This window comes from Acinetobacter sp. ANC 4779 (assembly GCF_004331055.1).
Classification (GTDB): Bacteria; Pseudomonadota; Gammaproteobacteria; order Pseudomonadales; family Moraxellaceae; genus Acinetobacter.
In genome coordinates this window covers 25,714-50,322 of sequence record NZ_SJNU01000016.1, presented here as the reverse complement: position 1 = coordinate 50,322, position 24,609 = coordinate 25,714, and the positions used below count along the sequence as shown (strand labels likewise).

Annotated in this window: 22 protein-coding genes and 2 pseudogenes; 13 read left to right on the top strand and 11 right to left on the bottom strand. The window is 41.6% G+C overall.

What is annotated here, in order from left to right; translation table 11 throughout:
• Window positions 1-1,045: 1,045 nt before the first annotated feature.
• Both E0H80_RS15365 and E0H80_RS16675 read left to right on the top strand, forming a co-directional pair.
• A complete protein-coding gene (locus E0H80_RS15365; RefSeq protein ID WP_131367145.1) occupies window positions 1,046-1,603 on the top strand; it encodes an SOUL family heme-binding protein in 558 nt (185 codons plus the stop codon).
• A gap of 456 nt (window positions 1,604-2,059) precedes the next feature.
• Entirely contained in the window at window positions 2,060-2,212 is a 153-nt protein-coding gene (locus E0H80_RS16675; RefSeq protein ID WP_165494325.1) for a hypothetical protein, read from the top strand.
• Between the two features lie 642 nt (window positions 2,213-2,854).
• Here E0H80_RS16675 and tyrS read toward each other — a convergent pair.
• Window positions 2,855-4,069, bottom strand: a complete 1,215-nt coding sequence (gene tyrS / locus E0H80_RS15360; RefSeq protein WP_131367143.1) for a tyrosine--tRNA ligase — start codon at window positions 4,067-4,069, stop codon at window positions 2,855-2,857.
• 80 nt (window positions 4,070-4,149) lie between these two features.
• Between tyrS and E0H80_RS15355 the strand changes: the two genes are divergently transcribed.
• The gene (locus E0H80_RS15355; protein WP_131367141.1) at window positions 4,150-5,277 is read left to right on the top strand and encodes an anhydro-N-acetylmuramic acid kinase; all 1,128 of its coding nucleotides are present in this window, start codon (window positions 4,150-4,152) and stop codon (window positions 5,275-5,277) included.
• A gap of 68 nt (window positions 5,278-5,345) precedes the next feature.
• Here E0H80_RS15355 and E0H80_RS15350 read toward each other — a convergent pair whose 3' ends face one another.
• The 4 genes from E0H80_RS15350 to E0H80_RS15335 form a co-directional block, all read right to left on the bottom strand.
• On the bottom strand, window positions 5,346-6,632 hold the full coding sequence (locus tag E0H80_RS15350; RefSeq protein WP_131367139.1) for a lytic murein transglycosylase: 1,287 nt from the start codon (window positions 6,630-6,632) through the stop codon (window positions 5,346-5,348).
• 676 nt (window positions 6,633-7,308) lie between these two features.
• Window positions 7,309-8,430 (bottom strand): 5-(carboxyamino)imidazole ribonucleotide synthase, encoded by a 1,122-nt coding sequence (locus E0H80_RS15345; RefSeq protein WP_131367137.1) that lies wholly within the window; start codon window positions 8,428-8,430, stop codon window positions 7,309-7,311.
• Between the two features lie 27 nt (window positions 8,431-8,457).
• Window positions 8,458-8,970, bottom strand: a complete 513-nt coding sequence (purE, locus tag E0H80_RS15340) for a 5-(carboxyamino)imidazole ribonucleotide mutase (RefSeq protein ID WP_131367135.1) — start codon at window positions 8,968-8,970, stop codon at window positions 8,458-8,460.
• Between the two features lie 180 nt (window positions 8,971-9,150).
• Window positions 9,151-9,489 carry a DMT family protein gene (locus E0H80_RS15335; RefSeq protein WP_131367133.1) on the bottom strand — a complete coding sequence of 113 codons (339 nt, stop codon included), beginning with the start codon at window positions 9,487-9,489 and terminating at the stop codon, window positions 9,151-9,153.
• 254 nt (window positions 9,490-9,743) lie between these two features.
• Between E0H80_RS15335 and mpl the strand changes: the two genes are divergently transcribed.
• Window positions 9,744-11,108, top strand: coding sequence for a UDP-N-acetylmuramate:L-alanyl-gamma-D-glutamyl-meso-diaminopimelate ligase (mpl, locus tag E0H80_RS15330; protein ID WP_131367131.1), 1,365 nt, complete (start codon window positions 9,744-9,746; stop codon window positions 11,106-11,108).
• Window positions 11,109-11,150: 42 nt separating this feature from the next.
• Here mpl and E0H80_RS15325 read toward each other — a convergent pair whose 3' ends face one another.
• Entirely contained in the window at window positions 11,151-11,624 is a 474-nt protein-coding gene (locus tag E0H80_RS15325) for a BLUF domain-containing protein (RefSeq protein WP_131367129.1), read from the bottom strand.
• Between the two features lie 211 nt (window positions 11,625-11,835).
• On the opposite strand from E0H80_RS15325, the gene E0H80_RS15320 reads away from it, so the two are divergent.
• Window positions 11,836-12,159: a hypothetical protein gene (locus tag E0H80_RS15320; RefSeq protein WP_131367127.1), complete on the top strand. Its 324-nt coding sequence runs from the start codon at window positions 11,836-11,838 to the stop codon at window positions 12,157-12,159.
• A 457-nt stretch (window positions 12,160-12,616) separates the two neighbouring features.
• Window positions 12,617-13,699, top strand: coding sequence for a zinc-dependent alcohol dehydrogenase family protein (locus E0H80_RS15315; protein ID WP_131367125.1), 1,083 nt, complete (start codon window positions 12,617-12,619; stop codon window positions 13,697-13,699).
• A 52-nt stretch (window positions 13,700-13,751) separates the two neighbouring features.
• Here E0H80_RS15315 and E0H80_RS15310 read toward each other — a convergent pair whose 3' ends face one another.
• A complete protein-coding gene (locus tag E0H80_RS15310) occupies window positions 13,752-14,036 on the bottom strand; it encodes a GNAT family N-acetyltransferase (RefSeq protein ID WP_131367123.1) in 285 nt (94 codons plus the stop codon).
• 52 nt (window positions 14,037-14,088) lie between these two features.
• Window positions 14,089-14,373, bottom strand: a pseudogene (locus E0H80_RS15305) (GNAT family N-acetyltransferase).
• Between the two features lie 173 nt (window positions 14,374-14,546).
• Between E0H80_RS15305 and E0H80_RS15300 the strand changes: the two are divergent.
• The 5 genes from E0H80_RS15300 (at window position 14,547) to E0H80_RS15280 (ending at window position 19,716) form a co-directional block, all read left to right on the top strand.
• A complete protein-coding gene (locus tag E0H80_RS15300) occupies window positions 14,547-15,737 on the top strand; it encodes a sugar transporter (protein ID WP_131367119.1) in 1,191 nt (396 codons plus the stop codon).
• A 314-nt stretch (window positions 15,738-16,051) separates the two neighbouring features.
• Window positions 16,052-17,008: a TerC family protein gene (locus tag E0H80_RS15295; RefSeq protein WP_131367117.1), complete on the top strand. Its 957-nt coding sequence runs from the start codon at window positions 16,052-16,054 to the stop codon at window positions 17,006-17,008.
• Window positions 17,009-17,212: 204 nt separating this feature from the next.
• Window positions 17,213-18,550, top strand: a complete 1,338-nt coding sequence (guaD, locus tag E0H80_RS15290; RefSeq protein ID WP_131367114.1) for a guanine deaminase — start codon at window positions 17,213-17,215, stop codon at window positions 18,548-18,550.
• Window positions 18,551-18,752: 202 nt separating this feature from the next.
• Complete coding sequence (hpt, locus tag E0H80_RS15285) at window positions 18,753-19,280, top strand: hypoxanthine phosphoribosyltransferase (RefSeq protein WP_131367111.1); 528 nt, start codon at window positions 18,753-18,755, stop codon at window positions 19,278-19,280.
• A gap of 178 nt (window positions 19,281-19,458) precedes the next feature.
• Window positions 19,459-19,716, top strand: a complete 258-nt coding sequence (locus tag E0H80_RS15280) for a GlsB/YeaQ/YmgE family stress response membrane protein (protein ID WP_086198927.1) — start codon at window positions 19,459-19,461, stop codon at window positions 19,714-19,716.
• An 87-nt stretch (window positions 19,717-19,803) separates the two neighbouring features.
• Here E0H80_RS15280 and E0H80_RS15275 read toward each other — a convergent pair whose 3' ends face one another.
• Entirely contained in the window at window positions 19,804-20,505 is a 702-nt protein-coding gene (locus E0H80_RS15275) for a DsbC family protein (RefSeq protein ID WP_131367109.1), read from the bottom strand.
• 109 nt (window positions 20,506-20,614) lie between these two features.
• Window positions 20,615-21,567, bottom strand: a pseudogene (dmeF, locus tag E0H80_RS15270) (CDF family Co(II)/Ni(II) efflux transporter DmeF).
• 55 nt (window positions 21,568-21,622) lie between these two features.
• On the opposite strand from dmeF, the gene E0H80_RS15265 reads away from it, so the two are divergent.
• Window positions 21,623-21,889 (top strand): metal/formaldehyde-sensitive transcriptional repressor, encoded by a 267-nt coding sequence (locus tag E0H80_RS15265; protein ID WP_131367107.1) that lies wholly within the window; start codon window positions 21,623-21,625, stop codon window positions 21,887-21,889.
• 153 nt (window positions 21,890-22,042) lie between these two features.
• Window positions 22,043-23,182, top strand: coding sequence for an MFS transporter (locus E0H80_RS15260; RefSeq protein ID WP_131367149.1), 1,140 nt, complete (start codon window positions 22,043-22,045; stop codon window positions 23,180-23,182).
• A 45-nt stretch (window positions 23,183-23,227) separates the two neighbouring features.
• Here the strand turns inward: E0H80_RS15260 and mnmE are convergent, their stop codons facing one another.
• Window positions 23,228-24,583, bottom strand: a complete 1,356-nt coding sequence (mnmE, locus tag E0H80_RS15255; protein WP_131367105.1) for a tRNA uridine-5-carboxymethylaminomethyl(34) synthesis GTPase MnmE — start codon at window positions 24,581-24,583, stop codon at window positions 23,228-23,230.
• Between the last annotated feature and the right edge of the window lie 26 nt (window positions 24,584-24,609).

The window sequence follows — 24,609 nt, the reverse complement described above, 5'->3', positions numbered from 1 at the left end:
CCTTAAAGGGCACCAATCTTGGCTCATCAATTTTCTGACAAATATTTCTCAAATAAACTTCGAGTCATTTCTACCATCAATCAATGAAAATAATTTCGATCGATCAACCAGTAAAAATCCACACAAGTTGTTCTTCATAAGTTCTTAATGATCTATCTCGCTCTTCGTCAGAGACAAGAAACAACAAGATAATCTCAACAACTCAGCGCTTCGCGCTTCGTTCGTCTCAACATATCTCGTTGGTATGCGGCGTATTCTATACAGTTTCAGCATCCGCGCAACCCCTAAACTGATATATTTATCACGCATGTCTGTTTTTTCTACAAAAACATTAAAAAACCATATTTTTTACTCATTTTTTATACTTTTTTGATAAAAAAATTGGTTTTTGGAAGTTTTTTAAAGTTTTGTTGTCCACTCTAAGGGAGAGATTTTTAATCTGCGCATCTTATAAATAGACCAGGGTTCTGAAACGAATCTTAAAATAACAAACTCTGTATAGCCTATTGCTGCAAGATGATTTTTTTATGTACAGAATATCCCTAGATAGGATCAATCAAGTTATTTTATAGGCCGGCTTATATAGTGGAGATAGGCTTCACACAGTAAATGCATAAGATCCTTATCTGATTTAGGTGTTCTAGCTATCAATACGTACTAGATTAAACTCAACAATTCACCCTATCGCTTAGATTTTTTTGAATCTGACCCCTCTGCCTTTTATCTCTTCCCTTAACGTCACCTACCTGTCATAGCTCCTCGCTTTAAAACCGACATATCCTATGACTCTACTGACTCAATCCTGAATTTCGACTGATTCATTGAACATCAAAATGCACATTGAAAGATGATTTTCATAGTGCTAGCTTGAACTGAGTACAGCATAAAATTGATTAGATTCATTTAAGCAAAAAATATCGGATCTTTTATCGCAAGACATCAACTGGATTAGGCAGACACTGCATTCGAGGTGGGTATGAAGATTAAAAAAGTGGTAGGAATTACTGTTGTAGCATTATTAATCACAACTGGGATACAAAAGGCCATGGCCGTTGAAGAAGCAAGTTACGTGGTGATTAGCCAGGATAAGCCCTTTGAGATTCGTGAATATGCACCGCACGTAATTGCTGAAACTTTGGTTGAAGGCAATATGGAGAATGTCAGCAACAAGGCTTTTATGAAACTGTTTCGCTATATCTCTGGCAGTAACGTTTCGCGCAGCAAAGTGGCCATGACGGCACCGGTTTCTCAACAATCTATAGGTGAGAAAATACCAATGACTGCGCCTGTAGCACAACAACGTGTTGATGAGAAATGGCTGGTAAGCTTTACTATGCCAAAGAGCTCCACATTAAGCACGTTGCCGCAACCGGAGGATGCCAGCATTACTTTGCGTCAAGTTCCAGCCCAACGTATGGCGGTGGTTCGATATTCTGGAATGTGGAGTGAAAAGAATTATTTGAACCACGAACTAGAACTTGTCGCATGGATGAAAAAAATGGGACTCACCCCCACAGGAAATGCCGTATGGGCACGCTACAACCCACCTTTTACGCCATGGTTCTTAAGACGTAATGAAGTTATGATTCCGGTTCATTCATAGTGGTACTAACTACTCATCACTCTATGCTATGACGAGTAGATCCAAGGCATTCAGGTTACTGCAATGTTTTGGCTTAGCCTCTAATAGGATTAAACAAGCATGGCTGTACCGCCAACCGCTATTGCAATCTAAGTTAATCAAGTTGGATGTACTGCTTTTCGATCTTCCGCGTAAGTAAAAACAGTAAAATTTTAACGTCATTTTGATCTGCAGTTAAGATCAAAAAACTACTTATCTTTACTGCACTGATTGTCTTAGCAATATCCTCAATAGTCTCTGCGAATACCACACAGAACAGCCATATCAAAAGCCATAGATCCGATAAAAATGCTCTCTGAGTGCAATAGCTTAATTTTATTATTGACTGATGAAATGGCATAAAATAAAGCCTACACAGCAAATTCGCAAAAAAGAGAAACAGCAATGATTGCTTAAGGTATTCAAGATGGCACCATTGTGTCCGATATCCGCTATTTGGATGAAAATATGCTGATGATGAATAGCGGCCTTACCATTTATATGAATGGTGTTGTGTTAGATCGTATTAACAGGCGCGCAGAGCATGGCAGTGAAAATATCCAGATTGCAAAAGCAGGCTTAAAAATCTGAGAAAAGATTAACCTGTAGCGCGCAAGACACGAGTTATGAGTTGGTTATGCGCGTATTTTGATAATAGTTAGAGAGCAAATGCGGTACATTTCACTCAACTTAGCTCATATAAAAGACAGTACATTTCCCCAGGTATTTTCCTAGCCCATTGAGCCAAATGAAAGAATAAGTTCCTAATTAAGGAAAAATTTTTTATTTGAACTGAATTTATTTGATCACATAAAAGTAAAATTCATATAGATAAATAATAGATTACTCATCACTGCTAAATTTTAGACAGAAAAAAAAGAAAGAGATCTCTCCCAAAACCTCTTCCTTGGAGTTAGATCACATTCAGATCCATGATGTCATTATTATAGTTATCGGTAAAAATTTAAAAAAAGTCTCTTGGGGAAGAGACTTAAAATTGTGGAGCTCTTTGTTACAAACCGACCCTCTAGATATGTTTTCTACACAATGTCTAGATGGATAAATCTTATACATAAGTAAAAGACAATGCAACCGGTTTGGAAAAATTTAACTGTTGTTTTTATAAGGTTTTTTTGAATTTGCTTATTCATAATCCTCATATACGATATTAAAAAAAAAGCAGACCAAAGCCTGCTTTTATTTCAATAACTTAAATATAAATTTAAGTTATTATTAGTCTGTGAAGGTCACTTTAGCAATCGCTTTTTTACCTGCTTGAATGATGTAAGTTTTATTCTCATTTACCGAGAAACCTGCATCAACCACTTCCCAGTCCACTTTTACCACGCCACGTGCCACAGCATCTTTGGCTTGTGCGGCATTTTTGGTTAAACCGGCAGTACGTACAATAGAAGCAATAAACATCTCCCCACCAAATTCAGCACGTGAAATGGTCACTTCTGGGGTGCCTTCAGGCAATTCGCCCTCAGTAATGATATTACCTGCACCTTTATGCGCATGCTCAGCTGCTTCCGCCCCATGGAAACGTTCTACTAACTCTAGCGCCAAGATCTTTTTAATCTCTTGAGGATTACGACCTTCTTGCATTTCTTTCAATAACATTGCAATTTCATCTAGTGATTTAAAGCTCAGCAAATCAAAATAACGCTCGATCAAAGCGTCTGGCATTGAAAGTACTTTTTGGTACATCGCACCCGGTGCATCAAATACACCAATATAGTTCCCCAAAGATTTAGACATTTTATTTACGCCATCTAAACCTTCCAGAATAGGTACGGTAATACACACCTGTGCTTCTTGCTCGAAACGACCTTGTAGCGTACGACCCATCAACAAGTTAAAAGTCTGGTCTGTACCACCCAACTCTACATCCGCTTCCAAAGCAATTGAGTCATAACCCTGTACCAACGGATACAAGAATTCGTGAATCGCAATCGGCTGATGGTTGTTATAACGCTTGGTAAAGTCATCACGTTCAAGCATACGCGCCACAGTTTGCTGAGACGCCAATTGAATCAGATCGGCTGCAGTTTTTTCTGCAAACCATTCAGAGTTAAAACGAACTTTGGTTTTATTGGGATCAAGAATTTTAAACACTTGTTCTTGATACGTTTTTGCATTTTCCAACACCTGTTCACGTGACAAGGGTGGACGGGTTGCGCTTTTACCGGTTGGGTCGCCAATCATGGCGGTGTAGTCACCGATTAAAAATGTAACATCATGCCCCAAATCCTGAAACACTTTTAGCTTGTTAATCAGTACAGTATGACCTAAATGTAAATCAGGTGCTGTTGGGTCAAAGCCCGCTTTAATTTTTAATGGACGATTTTCCTTGAGTTTCTTTAACAGATCCTCTTCAGAAATAATCTCATGAGTACCTCGTTGAATGAGGGCAAGTTGTTCTTCAGCCGGCAGGAAATTTGACATCACAAAACCCAATACATCAGTTATACAATTTGTGCGATATACTAACACTTTTTCAGCATAATGCAGGCTTAACTATCATCATGACAGCGATCTATATTGGCGTAATGACCGGCACCAGCATGGATGGCGTTGACATTGTGGCTGCTTCATTTGATCCATTGCAGCTTCACGCGACCCTCACCTTGTCCTTTGATTTGGACTTACGTGACGAACTCATGGCACTGACTTTACCCGGTGACAATGAAATTGACCGCATGGGCAAAGCCGATGTGGCGCTGGCGCAAATGATTGGTCATGGCATTAACCAGCTGATTGAAAAAAATAATTTAGATCGTAGCCAGATTAAAGCCATTGGCTCACACGGACAAACCATTCGCCACCGTCCTGAACATGGTTTCACCCTGCAAATTGGTGACCCCAATATCGTTACAGAAATGACAAAAATTCCAGTAATTTCAGATTTCAGGCGTCGTGATATGGCCGCGGGTGGTCAAGGTGCCCCTCTGGTTCCTGCATTTCATCAAGCCTTGTTCCAGCATTCCAGTATTCATCGGGTGATTTTAAATTTGGGTGGCATTGCCAATGTCAGCATGTTGCCTGCGGGCAATCCGGATGGGGTCTATGGTTTTGATACAGGACCGGCCAATATTTTGATGGATGCCTGGTGTCATCGTTATACAGGTCAACCCTATGATGAAAATGGCAACTGGGCAGCTTATGGTCAACCAATTCGCAGTCTGCTCGACCGCCTGCAAAGTCATGAATATTTTTCCAAAGAACCGCCCAAAAGTACCGGTCGTGAAGACTTTAATCTGGAATGGTTAGATGAACAAATTGCCGACTGGCATAACGATGTGGAATATAACGAGCTGGAAGATACTCCTGAAAATGTGCAGGCGACCTTATTAAAACTCACCACCCGGGCGATTAAAAAAGCCATCTACCGCTCTGACATGGATACCGGTGAAGTGTATGTGTGTGGCGGGGGTGCCTTTAACTCACATTTACTGGAACAACTGCGTTGGCGTTTACGTAAACATAATTGGTCTGTTCAAACCACCTCTGCAATTGGTTTAGCACCCACCTGGGTCGAAGCCACTGCTTTTGCATGGCTGGCGATGCGCTTTGTGAATCAGCAAAGTGGCAACCTACCCAATGTAACGGGTGCTGCAGGCTATCGTGTTTTAGGTACTATTACTGCTATATAGATACCCGTTTAAATAGTTAGCCATAAAAAGGTCTGCATTAAGCAGACCTTTTTATGGCTAACATAGGATTAGTTCATCATCATTTTGGCATTTTCATTTCTAAAGGCACGCAAAATCTGTTGGCCTGCACGACCGGTTGGGCTTAAACCCAAACGTGTTTGTTCTTGGCGAATTGCTTGGCGGGTTTTATCGCCAATTAAGCCATCTACTTTACCAATGTCATAACCGCGGTTGAGTAAAAACTGCTGAATTTCACGACGTTCCGAACGCGATGTTCCAGCATCATCGGTGGGCCAAGCTTTACTAAACCCACCCTCACCTTGCAGGCGATCGGATAAATGTGCAATCGCCAAGGCATAACTTTCTGCCGCGTTATAACTATAGATAGCATCGAAATTTTTAAAGACCAAAAATACCGGACCATTTTCACCTGCAGGCGCCATTAATCCCGCCGAACTGCTGTCAGATAAATTCCCCTGAATTAGAGGACTGCCATCAGCACGAACCACACCACGGCTCACCCAGCTGCTTAAAGCCTTTTTATTCCGGCGCCCTTCACCACTGATTGACATGCTTTCAGGAATACGAACTTCAAAACCCCACGGCATGCCGGTTTGCCAGCCACGTTTTTTCAAGAAATTCGCGGTTGAAGCCAAAGCATCGGTGGTGCTAGAAACCAAATCTCGACGACCATCACCATCAAAATCGACAGCAAGCTCTTCATAGGTGGACGGCATAAACTGAGTATGACCAAATGCCCCCGCCCACGAACCTTTCATTTGCTGCTCGGTTAAATCACCGCGTTGTAAAATTCGCATCGTGGTAAAGAATTCTCCACGAAAATAACCCTGGCGACGACCTTCGCAACTTAAAGTTCCTAAAGCCTGTAACAAAGGATAACTTCCGGCAATATCACCAAAATTACTTTCCACACCCCAAACTGCCACCACAGTTTCAGCCGGAACACCATAAGCGGCCGCAACGCGGTTGAGTACCTCACGGTGTTGGGCTAATTTTTGGCGTCCCAGTTGCACACGCTCTTCATCTACCAGACCGGATAAATAATCCCAGATCGGGGTCGAAAATTCAGGCTGATAATTCAGTTTTTCAATCACAGAATAATCAGGCGTTAAGTTTTGCGTGTAGCGGTCATAGGTTGACCCACTCACCCCCGAAGTCATGGCTTGGCTGCGTAAATTTGCAATACATTGCTGAAAATTATTTTGAGCGCTAAAAACTGGCGTGGATGATGGAGTTGAAGCGGTCGTAACAGGCTGACCATTGATAAGCAGCTCAGCATTGGCTTGAGTCATTGCAAAAAAAACTGAACCTAAAACGAAAGCTAAGCGACGCATAGTATCCCTGATGGTATTTGAATTTAAATTGTGTTTTTACCATACCATCATCGGTTAGTAGTTTCTGAATCAAATCGTAAATTTAAATTCATTTTTCATTATTTTAAATTCATATGCTGTTTTTAAATTTAAAAAGTTATCCACAATCCTTATTTTCAAAACTTTAAATTCAAAAAGATCCAAAATATGAATTTAAATTTATCCTTTTAAATTCAAACTGCGGTTTTTAAATTCAAACACCCTGTGGGTAAGTTAAGGTCTCTTGTTTTTATAGGCTTAAAATCATAAAACTTTAAATTCAAAAGTCTGTTTTTAAATTTAAAGTTTAAATTCATACCACCAGATACAACTTTAAATTCATAATTTTTAAATTCAAATATGCAAGTTTGAATTTAAACTCGTATCCTTTTGAATTTATTTTTTATCTTTTGAATTTAAAATTTTTTGCATTTTTCTTTATCGTTTTACAGCAGCAAAACTTAAATACAGCACAATTCTATTTGTTTGTTTTTTATGCAGTACATTTATAAGGGATTGTATGAATTACATACAGTTATTTCTTCTTCTATTCCGATAAATGGTGCATATGCTCGAAAGAGGCGCAATCATGCCCGAACTTCAGGCATAAAAAAAGCGGTCATTGGCATGACCGCTTTTTTATCATTCAATCGACGGATTAAATGCTCATATCTTGAGTTAATGCCAAAGGTTCAGGCAAAATTTTCGCCAATTGACGGCATAAAGTGGTTAACTCAGCGCTGTCGTTTGGCATTAACGTAATATGGCCAATTTTACGGCCTGTACGTTCAGTTTTGTTGTACAGGTGCAAATGTGCGCCATTTAAAACCAAGACATCTTCAGATTTGGGATGCTTGCCAATAATGTTGACCATCACGGTTGGACGAACCACTTCAGTTGAACCCAGCGGTAAACCCGCAACTGCACGAATGTGGTTTTCAAACTGTGAGCATACAGCGCCTTCAATAGACCAATGACCTGAGTTATGCACACGTGGTGCCATCTCATTGGCATACAAGCCTTTATCGGTCACAAACAATTCAAGCGTCAACACACCAACATAATTCAAATGATTCAGCAGGCGAGTGATGTAGTCTTGTGCCACAGGCTGTAAATCTGCACTGTTTGGCGCAGGAACAATTGAATGCGACAAAATGCCATTATGATGGTGATTTTCAGCCAATGGCCACGTTTTCACCTCGCCAGTTTGACCACGAACTGCAATAATCGACACTTCACGCGAAAATGTCACAAAGCTTTCAGCAATCAATGAACCTGCAGGGCCAAGTTCTGCCCATGCTTGTTCAATTTGATCTGCAGTACGAAGAACGAATTGACCTTTACCGTCATAACCGCCAGTGGCTGTTTTTAAAACAATCGGTAAACCGAGTTCAGCAACCGCAGCTTTTAAACTCTGTAAAGAATTGACCTCTTTATACGGCGCCACAGGAATTTCGAGTTGATCAAACAACGCTTTTTCCAGAAAACGGTTTTGCGCAGTGGCCAAAGCCTGACGTGGCGGATGCAGTTCTTTTTGCTGGGTTAAAACATCAACATCTGCCAGTGGTGTGTTTTCAAACTCAAGGCTGAAAACATCTGCGCTTTCGATGAACTGTTGTAAGCCATTTTCAGCTTTGCTAGAGATCACCTGACCCAGCGCTGCGGAAGGGCAATCTGTACTGGCTTCAAAGAAGGTGCATTGAATATTCAGCGGTAGGGCAGCTTGTGCCATCATACGGCCGAGTTGACCACCACCAAAAATACCGATGGTTTTATCCATAACGTGTGTCCCGTTTTAAGCTTGGCTTTACATTTGACCTGGAATATTTTTGCTCGCCACTTTTTCAGTTTGCGCAGCACGGAATTGGGCAACATTTTTTGCAATTTCAGGACGTGTTAAACCTAAAATTTGTGCGGCCATAATCGCGGCATTGGTGGCACCCGCAGGACCAATCGCCAATGTACCGACTGCAATACCAGCCGGCATTTGCACGATTGAAAGCAATGAATCTACGCCATTCAAGATGGAAGATTTTACCGGAACGCCAAGGACCGGCAGGTCAGTTTTTGCTGCACACATACCGGGTAAATGCGCTGCACCACCGGCACCGGCAATAATTACCTGGATACCGCGCTCACGTGCTGTTTCAGCATATTCGAATAAACGATCTGGCGTACGATGCGCAGAAACAACTTCCGCTTCAAATGGGACGCCAAGCTGTTCAAGCATATTGGCAGTGTTTTCGAGAGTTGCCCAATCAGATTGAGAACCCATGATAATTCCAACGAGAGGTTGAGTGTCTGCAGCAGCCGCATTCATTGCACATATTCCATAAACAAATGTAAGGAAGGATAAATCTTGACAAGTGCCAAGCTTTAAATGAATCAGAAGCCCGACATTATAGACTGATTTTTCACCTCACCAAAATTTAACAGCTTAAGCAGACTAATATTTTCAATATTTTTTATAGAAATAGATAAAAATAGGGTAGTGATCAGTTTATTGACTCCGAAAAACAAAATAAATGCAGCCCAGTAAACATAGACCTGCCCAGAAATAATCCAGCTTAAAAGGCTGCTTAAACATAAAAATCATAAACGGCACAAATACGAGTAAGGTCATGACTTCCTGGGTAATTTTCATTTGACCAACCGCCCAGCCTTGTTGTGCCAGCAATCGGGTGGCCGGAATCATAAAACTATATTCCAGTAGCGCAATCAGCCAGCCAAATAAAATCGCTTGCCAAAGCGGTGCGCCATGTAAAAACTTCAAATGACCATACCAAGCCAAGGTCATAAAACAGTTAGAAATCACTAAAAGCAGCAGCGGAAAGAACATAGTCAATTTTTCTAAATTAATCGTGAATATTTTACGTTTTTCTGTTCAAAACAGCATGTCATTTCATCCATGGTTTTTCTAGCAAACCACACACCTATAACAGCGACATAAAACGCCTTATGCAATCCTATGAATAGATACAAGAAAGACTATCTTTTCCGTAAAACCCTTGATATCGTTGCTTTCAAATTGAATCAATAATGACACCACCCAGACCAAAGTGATGTGTCAAAAAAGCAGTGGAGTTAAAACGAATGCATCTGCATATTTTGGGTATCTGTGGCACCTTTATGGGTTCACTGGCATTATTAGCACGTGATTTAGGACATAAGGTGACAGGTTCGGATCAGAACGTCTATCCACCCATGTCGACCCAACTGGAAAATGCAGGCATTACCTTAATGCAAGGCTATGACCATAGCCATTTGCAACCACACCCCGATTTGGTGATTGTCGGCAATGCCATGAAACGTGGCATTGATGCTGTGGAATATATGTTAAATGCAGGTCTACCGTATATTTCAGGTCCGCAGTTCCTTGCAGATCATGTGCTTCAAGGCAAACACGTTTTAGGGGTTGCCGGTACACATGGTAAAACTACAACCACAACTATGCTGGCTTGGGTACTGGATCAAGCTGGGTTAGAGCCGGGTTTTTTGATTGGTGGGGTACCCCTTTGTTTCTCACAAAGTGCACGTTTAGGCGGTGGCACATACTTCTGTGTAGAAGCAGATGAATATGACTCTGCTTTCTTCGACAAACGTTCCAAGTTCGTGCATTACCATCCTAGAACGGCCATTTTAAATAACCTTGAATTTGACCATGCCGATATCTTTGAGGATTTAGCCGCAATTCAAAAACAATTCCATCATTTGGTGCGTACCATTCCAAGTGAAGGCCGTATTATTGCCCCAATTACTGAAAGCAATATTGATGAAGTTCTAGAGCAGGGTGATTGGACGCCTGTGGTGCGAACCAGTTTACAAGCAAATGCAAATGCATCGCTTTGTGCGGAACAACTCATCGCCGATGGTTCTCATTTTAAAGTACTAGAAAATGGTATTGTTAAAGGTGAAGTACATTGGAATATGACCGGACAGCACTCTGTAGCCAATGCCTTGGCCACTATTGCTGCAGCTGAGCATGTCGGTGTTTCGATTGAAACTTCATGTAAAGCACTTTCGAACTTCAGCGGTGTAAAACGTCGTATGGAACTTTTAGATACCGTGAAAGGGATTGAAGTGTATGACGACTTTGCCCATCATCCCACCGCGATTGAAACCACTTTAGACGGCGCACGTAAACGCTTAGGCGAACGTAAACTTTGGGCGATTATTGAACCGCGCTCAAACACCATGCGAATGGGTAGCCATAAAGATGGTTTGGCACATTCTGCACGTTTGGCGGATGAAGTGATTTGGTATCAACCGGAAGGTCTGGACTGGGATTTACAACCGGTGATTGACGCTGCAACCAATAAAGCCATTATAGCGCGTTCACTGGATGACATCATTAATACTGTCGCCAGTGAAGCAGGTGAGGGGGATGCTGTGGTGATTATGTCGAATGGCGGTTTTGATGGCTTGCACCAAAAGTTGATTACCGCTTTAAAAGCTTAAAAATGATTGGCAAAAAAGCCCGCATCGGCGGGTTTTTTTTAATTAAAAATAATTTTGATAGCCGCGGTTTTTTATGCCGACCTTGGCTTTTGGCTTATGTTCGGCTTCTTCCATTTTGAGCAGCAAATCGAGAAACTGGTTTATCTGCTCAAAATTCAACTGATGGGGCTGAAATTTTTCCAGACCCATTTTCTTGAAAAGGCGGGTGACTTTTCCATGTTGATTGACATATTTCATCGACCATTTTTGAAAATGCAGCTGCTCAATAGCCTGGTCAGGAAAACGCTGAATCTGATGATGACGAGTGTCCTGGCTGATCTGTGAAAATAGAGCATCTAGCTGATTTTTTTCACCCTCCAGACACTGGAAATAAATCCCTTCAGCATAATAAAGCACACCATAAATATCATGCGGCTGATTAAAAGACCGGGCGGTGACCAAAATATCGCTTAAATCCTGTAAGAGGTCATTTTCAGCTTCTATCCGGCTACTGACATAACACAATTGAATCAACATAAAATTCCCATTTTGGCCATGCAACTTTGAAATAGAGTTTTTTATTGCTTAATCTTCTGAGCTTAGCATCAATTTAGGTTGTTTTTTAAGCAAATGTAATTTTTTTCGTACAAACCGTATCCCTTAAAATAACTTATTTTTTACCATTCGGTGTATTAAAATTGATTTAGCCAAATTAAAACAAATCATTAGCTAAGATCAGGGGAAAAGCATGTTAAAAAACCTTTTCATCACGATGGGATTAGTTTGTAGCTATTTATGTCTAATTATCGTCTTGCATCGTAATGGGATTGAAGAGCTGCTGAACATTGCTATTTGTTCAGGCCTGCTTGGTATTTCGCTTAAAATCTGGATTCAAAATACTTTATATCTAGCTTGCAGTTTGGGTGTCTTGGCTTTATGTTTTTTATGGGTAAAAGAATATGCCATGCTGGAAATGATGTTAATGACATCATTGCTCGGTGTTGTTTTAACCCAGCTGATTCAATCCCAAAACCTGCACTTTAATAAAACCCAATCCTTATCACAGCGCTAAGTATGGGCGACGCTTTTAATCGCATAACAGACAATATTAAACCATGTAGATGTTAAATCATGACATCTGCAGAGCTCATTTTCTTTTAAATGCCCGAGCCAAGACCAAGAAATAATTTTTATTATTTTTATCAACTTATCCCTCATAAATCATCTGGACAGAATCCAGCTGAAATAAAATTCTGCAACTCTCAATTTATTGTCTTAAACCCGGTCATTCTGTAAGCAAAGCTGTCCACCTAATGACTTCATCACTGAGTGTTGATAGCTTAGATAGATAAGCTCTGTGTATTTATGCTCAATGCTTCAAGGTTCTATCAATACAGCAGAGTCTCTGATCAATTTTTTTCCTCTCATCATTGTTTAATTTTTCTTTATTTAAATGTTTTTACTTAATTTTTTAAAGAGAAAATTTACTCCATAGCCTGCAAGAGAGGGAATAGAAAAGGAATAAGCTGATGACAACAATGAAAGCCATGGTCTACTACGGCGAAAATGATATCCGTTTTGAAGATCGTCCCATTCCCCAGATTATTGATGCAACGGATGCAGTCATCCGTGTCACGAAAACCACCATTTGCGGTACAGACTTAGGCATCTGGAAAGGTAAAAATCCCGAAATCCAGGAACAAGCCAAGAAGCAGACCGGTGAATTTAATGGCCGTATTTTAGGTCATGAAGGTATTGGTATCGTTGAAGAGGTGGGCTCGGCGGTCAAGAATGTAAAAAAAGGCGATCGGGTAATTATGTCCTGCGTCAGCCGCTGCGGAACGTGTGAAAACTGTCAGAAACAACTTTATGCGCATTGCCGTAACGGAGGAGGCTGGATTATGGGTTACATGATTGATGGTACCCATGCTGAATATGTCCGTACGCCCTTTGCCGATACCTCGCTTTATCCCTTACCTGAAGGTTTAAATGAAGATATCGCAGTATTTTTATCGGATGTATTGCCGACCTCTCATGAAATTGGTGTGCAGTATGGCGACGTTAAACCCGGGGATAGCATTGCAATTGTAGGCACAGGGCCAATTGGCATGGGCTGCTTACTCACGGCCCAATTCTATTCACCAGCAACCATAATTGCCATTGATATGGATGACCATCGTTTAGCGTTGGCTAAAGAACTGGGTGCAACGCATACCATCAATTCTGGTAAGGAAGATGCAATCCAACGGGTACTCGAGATTACTGAAGGGCGGGGGGTTGACTGTGCTATGGAAGCAGTAGGGGCAGAGGCAACATGGAATATTTGCCAAAATATCGTAAAAGAAGGCGGTCATATCGCCAATGTCGGTGTGCATGGCAAGTCGGTTAATTTTGAACTGCAAAAACTCTGGATTAAGAACCTGACCATCACCACAGGGCTGGTCAATGCCAATACCACCGGTATGTTGCTGAAAACCTGTTGTTCTGGAAAATTACCTTTGGAACGGCTAGCCAGCCATCACTTTAAATTTGCGGAGTTTGAGAAGGCCTATGAGGTGTTTAAACATGCCTCAGAGGAGAAAGCAATGAAAGTAATTATCGATCTGACTTAATGAATTGAAAAAAAAAGCCCAATTTTTTGGGCTTTTTTATATTGTGGTCAACTCAGGCCCTCACATCGGCAAAACTTTTATCGCGCTTAAACATGACATCGACATAAGAACAGGTGGGGATGATTTTCAATCGTTTTTGACGTGCAAATTCGACCAAAACATCCAGCAACTGACGTGCTACGCCATGTCCACGCAAAGTATCATCCACCCAGGTATGATTGGCGATAATTTTATGCTCACCTGTCCAGACATAACTGATTTCTGCAATCCGTTGACCTGCATCATTCAAAGTAAAAAATTCACCCTGTTGACCGTTATCCTCATGTTGAAACTGCATAGTTAGCCCTCAATTTTTAATTGGATTGATCCTAGAATACGTTAAAAATAACTTATTTCAACACATCGTGAATAGATGAATCTTTAGCAAAAACGGAATTGGTAAAAGGGCAGAGCGGAATGATTTTGAGATTTTTTTCTCGTGCCATGGCAACAGCTCGGTCAAGCAATTTATTGCCTACGCCTTGTCCACGCAGAGAATCGACCACATTGGTATGTTCAATAATAAAGACACTTTCACCCACCCAGCTATAGACCATTTCCGCTCAATGCTGTTGATTGTCACCGATATAAAATTCACCCTTTTTGCCATCATCTTTATGTTTAATTTCCAACATTTTTATTCTCTCATTCAGGTCAATATAAATAAACATGGCATAAATAGCTGCTCAATCGTGTTAAGTTTTTTGTTGTTTCTATCCCTGCTTAGTACACTTCATCCTGAGGATTAAACTTAACAAGGAGTATGTTTCAGCCTACACTTTAACGCTACTTTTTAAATCATCTGACTATGTCCTCGTTATCTTCTGAATCTCCACCCAATCCCACCCGGCAATGGATTTGCGTGATCACTTTAGCCTTCGCCGCCTTTATTTTTAATACCACCGAATTTATTCCTGTGGCATTGCTGAGCGATATTGGCCACAGTTTCAATATGCCCGCCACTGATGTCGGCATCATGATTACCCTTTATGCCTGGGTCGTTGCCTCCCTATCACTCCCGCTGATGCTGCTGACACGTAATGTTGAGCGCCGTTTTCTACTGATTGCTTTATTTGTCGTATTTATTATCAGTCATGGCCTATCTTATTTCGCCTGGGACTTTAATGTGCTTTTAGCCAGCCGAATCGGAATAGCATTTTCACATGCGCTGTTTTGGTCGATTACCGCTTCTTTAGCAGTACGTGTTGCACCAAAAGGTAAAGAGTTTCAAGCGCTGGGTTTACTGGCGACAGGCACAGCTTTAGCCATGGTATTGGGTATTCCATTTGGTCGCATGATTGGTGAAGCCTATGGCTGGCGCAATACCTTTGCCTTAATTGCCATTGGTGCGGTAATGGTCTGTCTGACTTTGGCAAAGACCTTACCTAAACTCCCCAGTGTCAATTCAGGTTCGCTGAAAAGTATTGCTATGCTATTGAAACGTCCAAGTCTGGTGCTGGTGTTTGCTTTAACCATCATCATCATTACTGCACAATTTACTGCTTATAGTTATATCGAACCCTTCACCCTGAATATTGCCCAGTTTAGCTCTCGCCAAACCACGACTTTATTGCTCATTTACGGCGGTGCAGGTTTTATTGGTTCTTATCTGTTTGGTAAATTTGGTAATCAATATCCCAAAATTGCGATTCCTTTAAGCAGTGCTTTATTGGCAATGTCCATGTTGCTACTCTTGCCTCTGGCTCAAGGGTTTAACAGCTTGAGTATTCTGAGCTTGTTTTGGGACATGAGCATCATTTGCTTTAGTCTGGCGCTGCAAGCCAAAACCCTCAACCTTGCATCGGACGCAACCGATGTCGCCATGGCGATTTATTCAGGTCTTTATAATGTCGGTATTGGCGCTGGGGCATTATTAGGCGGAATAGTCACGGCACGTTATGGCTTAAGTCAGATTGGAATCGTGGGTGGCTTGATTGCAGTCCTAGGTACAGTATTGGCATACATTTTGGTGCAACGTAAAGACTTCATTAAAGTGTAATTAAGCTAGATAAAATTTGCACAATTCATATAAATATGCGATTCTTCAGCCACATTTGGATTATTAGATCCAAAACAAAATTGAGTTGAACAAGGGGAGTAGCCTCCTCCAAGCGTCCTTAGAAGTAATTCTAGCCGACGTGTCAGAATATCGTCATTACACTTTGCAAAAAGTCGGTATCTGAGCATCTGAAATTACGCAATATTGCTATTCAGATGTAGGCAAGACCTTGATCATGTTGACACAGATGTTTAAATCATCTGGCAACAGGTCAAGGTTTTTTTATGACCAGTTGTCGGGTGTGGAGATTTATTATGGAATCCATCGGCAACCCTGGGTTGTATCTGGTATTTTTTGCGATGGTGGCAGTCATGCTCATCATCGACTTCATTGGCTTCAAACACAAAGAAGACCAGCCGGTTAAAATTAAATCAGCCGCTTATTGGAGCATTGCCTGGGTCAGTGTGTCCATGCTGTTCGCTGGCGGTTTATGGCTTTATTTACAGCAAACGGCGGGTGTTGCCTTAGCCAATCAAAAGACCATGGAGTATTTTGCAGGTTATCTGTTAGAGAAATCACTTGCCATTGATAACGTGTTTGTCTGGCTGATGATTTTTGCAGCTTTTGCCATTCCTCCCGCATTACAGCGCAAAATTTTGCTCTATGGGGTACTGGGCGCTATTGTATTACGTACCATCTTTATTTTTATCGGTGCGTGGTTCGTTCAGGAATTTTCCTGGATCCTCTATATTTTCGGTGCCTTCCTGGTCTATACCGGCTTTAAATTTCTTCAAGGTCATGAAGAGAACCCAAATATTGAAGATATGGCCTTACTGAAGTGGTTACGCAAACATATGCGTATTACCCCACAACTAGATGGGCATAACTTCTTTGTGCGTCAAAACGGTGTGTTATGGGCCACGCCATTATTCTTGGTGTTGATTTTGGTGGAAGCATCCGATGTGATTTTCGCAGTGGATTCTATTCCGGCTATTTTTGCAGTGACCAGTGATCCCTTTATTGTGTTAACCGCAAACTTAATGGCCATTTTAGGCTTACGTGCCATGTTCTTCTTACTGGCAGGTGCGGCATCTAAAATGCATTATTTACCTTATGGCCTCGGGATTATCCTGCTATTTATTGGTTTCAAAATGCTAATGCTCGACGTGTTCCATATGCCAATCTGGATCTCACTTGGCTTTATTATCGTAACTTTAGCCATTACCTCATGGTTATCAATTCGTTATAACAAGAAGCAAGCACAACTGTAATTTTTAAACAAAATGATCTAGCCTTCCATCGTATAGGTGGGAGGCTTTTTTATGCCAGGTATTTTATTTATGGCTGCTTTTTAAACTCTAAATCTCCTGCTGAAGTTATAGAACAGGGCAGCAGTTAAAACTGAGGCATCAGGGTCTAAAACCCAGATTTCAGGTACAATCAATTGAAAAAATGAGAAATTAAAAGGTTATTGCATGTCTTCTCTTCAGACTCAACGCGCCGTTCGTGGTCGCTTTCTTGATCTTCAACACACAGTTTCCCAAGCCGCCGATATTGCTCAAGCGGTTCGTTATCTTGAAGATGGTTTGCTCATTACCCAGGCGGGAAAAATTACCTGGTTTGGGACATGGCAAGACGGGCAGAATTTGCTGAATGCAGAGATGCCTTTTGAACATTATCCTGAGCAACTGATTGTACCGGGATTCATCGACACCCATATTCATTTCCCGCAAACCGAAATGGTCGGTGCCTATGGGGAACAACTTCTAGAATGGCTCAATAGCTATACCTTTCCCACGGAATTGCAATTTAAAGACAAAGCCTATGCCGATAAAATCGCGCAATTCTTTGTTCAGCAATTATTGAAAAACGGCACCACGACCGCCTTGGTGTTTTGTACCGTCCATGCTGAATCGGTCGATGCATTATTTGAAGCTGCAGAACAGCATCAAATGCGTTTGATTGCCGGCAAGGTAATGATGGACCGCAATGCTCCTGATGATCTTTGTGACACAGCAGAAAGTTCTTATCACGACTCTAAAGCACTGATTGAAAAATGGCATGGTAAAGGCCGTAACCTGTATGCGATTACTCCACGTTTTGCACCGACGTCTACACCCGACCAACTTGCCAAAGCGGGGCAGTTAAAAGCGGAATATCCTGAAGTTTATGTACACACCCATTTAAGTGAAAACAAGAATGAAATTGCCTGGGTGAAAGAATTATTTCCAGAACGACAAGGCTATCTGGATGTGTATCACCATTATGGCCTAACAGGGCAGCGCTCGGTCTTTGCGCATTGCGTTCATTTGGAAGATGCCGAGTGGGACTGTATGCATCAGACCAACTCGGCGATTGCCTTTTGTCCAACCTCAAATCTGTTCTTGGGCAGTGGGCTATTTCCTTTGAAAAAGACTTGGGAAAAGCAAGTCAAAGTCGGCTTAGGCACTGATATTGGTGCCGGCACTTCATTTAACCAGCTGCAAACCTTAAATGAAGCCTATAAAGTGCAACAGCTTCAGGGCGATAAGCTCTCTGCATTTGAGTCCCTGTATCATGCCACATTGGGTGGAGCCAAAGCCTTGGATCTGGACGATAAACTGGGGAATTTTAATCTGGGTAAAGAAGCCGATTTTATTGTGCTGGATTTAAAAGCCACAGCCCTGCAGGCACTGCGTCAAGAACGTACTAAAGGTATAGAAGATGCTTTATTTGCCCTGATGACCATGGGTGATGATCGTAATATCCAGGCAACTTATATTTATGGAGAACCGGTATATGTCAAACAACAAGACCACGAAAATATCCAATAAAAAGATTCTTCTGCTGCTTGGAATAGGCGTGGCATGTGCGGTGTTGCTTAAGCGCGATACACCACAGATCAAGCCTTGATTACATTTTCAGGTGCAAAAAAGATGCATCTATTGGGCAGATGTATTAAAATTAAAACATCTTTTGAGGTGTTGCTGGTCAACACCTTTTTTATTTTTTGATTTGCTTTTTAGGTATCTACCCATGACCGTTCATATGAGCGTAATGATCTCAGCTGAAGACATTCAAGCTAAAGTCAAAGAGCTTGGTGCAAAAATTAATGCTCACTATGCCCATAGTGACAAAGAACTTGTTCTGATTGGTTTACTGCGTGGTTCAATCATTTTTATGGCGGATTTATGTCGTGAAATTACTAAACCGCATGAACTCGACTTTATGACGGTATCAAGTTACGGTGGCGGTACGGTTTCAACGCGCGATGTGAAAATTTTAAAAGATCTGGACGGCGAAATTCGCGGTAAAGACGTGCTCATTATTGAAGATATTATTGACTCCGGCAATACCCTCAGCAAAGTTCTAGAAATTTTAACCACCCGTAATCCGAATTCTATTGAACTGTGTACTTTAATCAGCAAACCTTCACGCCGTGAAATTGATCTTGAAGTGAAATTTTTAGGCTTTGAAGTAGAAGACAAGTTTATTGTCGGTTACGGCTTAGACTATGACCAGAAATATCGTCACATTCCCTTTATTGGTGAAATTGGTCTTTAATATAAAGCGTTAATATTTAAAGTGGCTACAGGCCACTTTTTTATGGGCTGTATTTTTGTCTAAACAAAAAAGCAACAGTTTTTAGCAGGACTCATCTGGTGAATGTTGCATAAATGATTAATTATAAAAATGAAAGCGTAATGAAAAGATATAAATAAACGATAAATGGAGAAGACATATGTGGACACTTATAGTTGCCATCGTAGTAGGTTTTATTGCAGGATTAATTGCGCGTGCTATTCACCCTGGAAATGATAAGTCAGGATTTATTGTTACCACCTTGCTGGGTATCGCCGGTTCTTTACTAGCAACTTACGGTGGACGTTTACTCGGACTGTATGATGAGAACTCAGCAGCAGGCTTTATTGCATCCGTAATCGGTGCCCTCATTATTTTGTTCATATACAATATGGTAACTAAAAAATCACGCGTTTAAATGTTGATTTAAAATAATCAATGTTACCGTTAAAAAAAGCACCTCATCAGGTGCTTTTTTTATGCGTCTATTGAAAAAGCACTATGTTTATAAACCTAATTCTTTCCAAATTTGTTGAATTTCTTGCGCAGAACGAACACCCATCACTTTAAAACCGTTAGAGAAAACAATTGCGGGAGTTCCATTTAAACCTAAAGATTTACCCAAACTCATATTACGCTCAATCGGATTTGCACAGGTATTTTTAGCACTCGGCTGAATCCCCTTGCTGATCAGATTTGACCAAGCTAAAGCTGGATCTTTCTCACAAAATACCTGTTTGGAAACAGCAATAGACTGGGTTTTGATTGGATAAATAAAGGTATAAAGGGTGACATCATTTAACTTGTTTACTTCAGCCTCAAGTTGTTTACAATACGGGCAATTGGGGTCAGAAAAGATTGCGATCTGGCGTTTACCATTACCTCGCACAATTTTCACCGCATCCTGCAAAGGCAGTTTTTTCCAGTCAATACTGTTCTGTTCAAGCACTAAATCTTGGGTCAAATTTTTCTGATCACTTAAGCGGTACATGGAACCCACCAGAATGTGTTGCGCATCTTCCCCCACATACACCACTTGCCCATCCATTGAACCGCTGTAAATGCCTTTCATCTCGGTGCTTTGAATGTTTTCTATCTTCAATTTAGGATGTTGCTTAGTCAGGTTAGTTTTAACCGTATCAACATTTGCCAAAGTTAAGCTGGAAATAAAACTGACCAAGGCGAATGCCAATGTTTTTTTAATCATCTGTTTTGCTCATTGCTTCAAAAATCTTTCCCGCTGATTCTACTCAAAAACCAGCCAGATAATCTTAAAATTTTAGATGCCCTTACGCAAAGTACACATATTTGCTCATCTAGGTTTCACGTGGAACATTAACCAGATTTATAGCGGATTTATTTCAACCGAGACATGCACAATTTCATCATGAATGGATAAGGCTTCACGAACCTGATCTGCAGTCAGATTAGAATCGGTGGCTAAAGCCAAAATACAGGAAAATTTCCCTTTACCCACTTTCCAGACATGCAGGTCGGTAATTTCAACCCTGGAAAATTCAGCAATCACTTCCCGAATTTCTTCAACGACTGGATGATCCATCTCTGCATCGAGTAAAGTTTTTCCTGTCTCCTTGATCAGGCCAATCGCCCATTTTGCCACCAGAATTGAACCGATAATCCCCAACAGCGCATCCAGAAAACCCCAATCTAAATACTTTGCAGCAAACAGCGCAATAATGGTAAATACTGAAGTCACGGCATCTGCCACAACATGCATAAATGCCGCTTTCTGGTTTAAGTCATGATGTGCCTGAGCGTGCTCATGTTGGTGATGGTGATGGTGATGGTGATGGTGATGGTCATCATGCAGCAACCACGCGCAGATTAAATTAATTATGAGGCCTAAAATTGCAATTGGAATGGCCTAGTTATAGTGAATATCTATGGGATTTATTAGTCGTTCTATTGATTGGAATGCCATAAATATCGCCACCACCATCAATAAGATCGCGCTGCTATATCCGGCTAAAATTTCAATTTTCCAGGTGCCAAAACTAAAACGGCTATCTTGTGCATAATGGCGCGCAGAACGATAGGCAAAATAAGCCAGTCCCAAGGCCAGCATATGTGAACTCATATGCCATCCATCTGCAAGCAATGCCATAGAGTTGTAAATCCACCCCCCAATCACTTCTAATAGCATCATCACTGCCGTTAGAATAGTGGCCCATAGAATACGTTTCTGGGCGAGGGGATTACCTTCATCAAACTGATGAGCGTGTGTTCTGTTCAATGCGGATTTTTGCATAATCTTAATATTTAAATATACTCCCCCATAGTATATTTATTTTTGGAGTAGAGTGGTGGGTCATTTACATCAAGACAAGAAAATTCACAATCGAGTCAAACGCTTACAAGGGCAAATTAACGCCGTAGAGCAAGCCTTAAACAGCCCTCAACATTCATGTATTACGGTATTACAGCAAGTCGCTGCCATTAAAGGCGCGGTGAATGGTCTGATGAATGAATTAGTTGAATCACATTTGCGACATCATGTGCTTGGTGAACAGACTGAAATTAATGAGCAGCAACTGGCTGAATTTTTAAAATTATTAAAGCGTTATAGTTAAATGATTTACATCTTCTAAATTGACCTCTAAACCTGATAAGAATTAATCTATAGTTCTTCTTTTTTTCTGTAAATATTCGCTATTTGCCACATCATCTAGCGGCTGTTTCTGTGACCCTACATGACGACTCAACAATCATGGCAACCCTTTTTAATGGTCAGCCTGGCACTTTGTATTGGAACCATTGGAACCGCGCTTGCTAGTCCCTTATATCCAATCTATCAAGAGCTATGGCATCTATTACCCAGCCATATTACTTACATCTTTGTCGCCTATATGTTCGGCTGTCTGGCGACCTTATTGTTTTTAGGTCGAACCAGCAACAGTTTTGGTTTTATACGTACATTACAAACCGGTATCGTGTTTGTCATATTGGGTTTAGCCCTTTCATCTGTTGCATCGAATGCACTTTGGCTGGGATTAGGTCGCTTTGTGATTGGCATTGCCTCCGGACTGATCAGCACCTCTGCAATGCTCGGGTTAATCACCACTATTCCAGACAGTCATAAGCAAAATGCACCCCAATTAAGTTCTATCATTACCGTGATTGGTTTTGGACTGGGGCCGTTTATTGGTGGGCTGATTGCCCAGTTCTCTAGCCAGCCTTTAGTTACCCCTTATTTACCGATTATTGCCGCTGCGATTTTATGTTTTTTTGGTTTATTTATGGTTAAAGTTCGGCAATTTAAAGTCCAACCTTTTTCAATCGCACCGCATTTAGAAATGCCAGCAGCGCAACATCAAGCCTTGTTCTTTATTGCCGGTTTCACTGCATTTAGTGCTTTTGGGGCCTTTAGTTTATTTGCCTCGCTTTCTCCCTCTTTTGTGAAAGACCTGATTCCCTGGCACGGGCCTTTGGTCAGTGGTTCAGCCATTGCCAGTATTTTAATGGTTTCCGCCCTAGTACAATTTCTTGCTAAAAATCTTCCAGCTGGCAAGAGCCTGAATTTAGGACTGATAACGCTCGTACTAAGCTTTATTTTACTTGGCTTATGTATGAGTATGCAGTGGAGCATTTTGTTCTTTATGAGCGATATTTTGGTCGGTGTAGGACATGGATTTGGCTTGATGGGAGCATTCGGTCTAATTCACCAGATGACCACAACAGATAATCGTGCTGCAGTAATGTCGACCTATTTATTTATTGGTTACTTAGGCACGATTGTGCCGATTATTGCAGTCGGTTATTTAGCCGATCATTTTGGTCTAACTCTGGGTGTTTTAGGATTTTGTATAGGCGTGGGTTTACTCTGTCTTGCGCTATTATTCTGGCGTCAGAAAATTTCATCATAAAAAAACCGCCTTTCTTTGAAGGCGGTTTTTTAAAATTAAGTAAGATTACTTTCCAATACAGAACGATCCGAAAATTTTTCCTAACAAATCATCTGCACTAAACTCACCGGTAATCTCGGACAAGGCATTTTGGGCCAGACGTAAAGACTCCGCCACCAGCTCCCCGGCCTGATACACCACCAACTGCTCATGCGCTTCTGCCATATACACCTGAGTACGCTTCATTGCGTCCAAATGACGGGTACGGGCAATAAAGGCATCTTCTTCAGGTTGGAAGCCTGCATGCGCTGTAATCGCATCTATAAGCGACTGAACACCAGTTTCCCGCTTGGCAGAAACCGTAATGTGACGGAAACCCTGATAATCGCCAATTTCTGCAGCTGCACCAGTTAAATCACACTTGTTGGCAATCAGCATTAGACGGCGAGGTTCCAGATGATCGGGGAAATAGTTTTGGGCCAGTTGCAAAGGATCTTCGCCTTGGCTTAAGTCATAGACCAACAGCAACAAATCGGCTTGTTCAATTTCTTTAATCGCACGGCGAATGCCTTCTTTCTCGACAATATCGCCGGTTTCACGCAAACCAGCGGTATCGGTCAGAGTAATCGGCAAGCCATTTAAGATAATTTTTTCATGCAGCACATCACGGGTGGTACCGGCAATATCGGTCACGATGGCGCGCTCATTTCCGGCCAAAGTATTCAACAAGGACGATTTACCTGCATTGGGTTTGCCAGCAATCACCACCTGTAAACCTTCACGCAACAACTGGCCTTGGCGGGCAGACTTTTGTACCGCAGTCACCGAGCTTTGCACATCTTCAAGCAAAGCCAAAATTTTGCCGTCCGCCAAAAAATCAATTTCCTCTTCCGGGAAATCAATCGCCGCTTCCACATGCAAACGCAGATGAATCAGTTTCTCTAAAACGCTATTGACTCGGGTCGAGAACGCCCCTTGCAAAGATCGTACTGCTGAACGTGCCGCTGCTTGTGAGGTTGCATCAATCAAATCGGCAATCGCTTCCGCTTGCACCAGATCCAGCTTGCCATTTTCAAAGGCACGCATGGAAAACTCGCCGGCTTTGGCCGCAATTGCACCCAGTTCAAGTAAACGGCCCAGCAAGGCATTTTGAATCACAGGTCCACCATGACCTTGCAGCTCCACCACATCTTCACCGGTAAAGGAGTTGGGGTTGGGAAAGCAAATCGCCAGACCCTCATCCATGACTTCTCCCGCTGCATCATAAAACTGACGGAAACCGGCAAAGCGGGCTTTGGGTAAAGCCTTTTGCGTTAAGGCTTCTGCAATAGCATAGGATTTTGGACCTGACAGACGAATCACCCCCACACCACCACGGCCGGGCGGAGTTGCAATTGCAGCAATCGTTGTTCGGTTTTGCATAAAATTCACCTAAAAAATCCCAAATC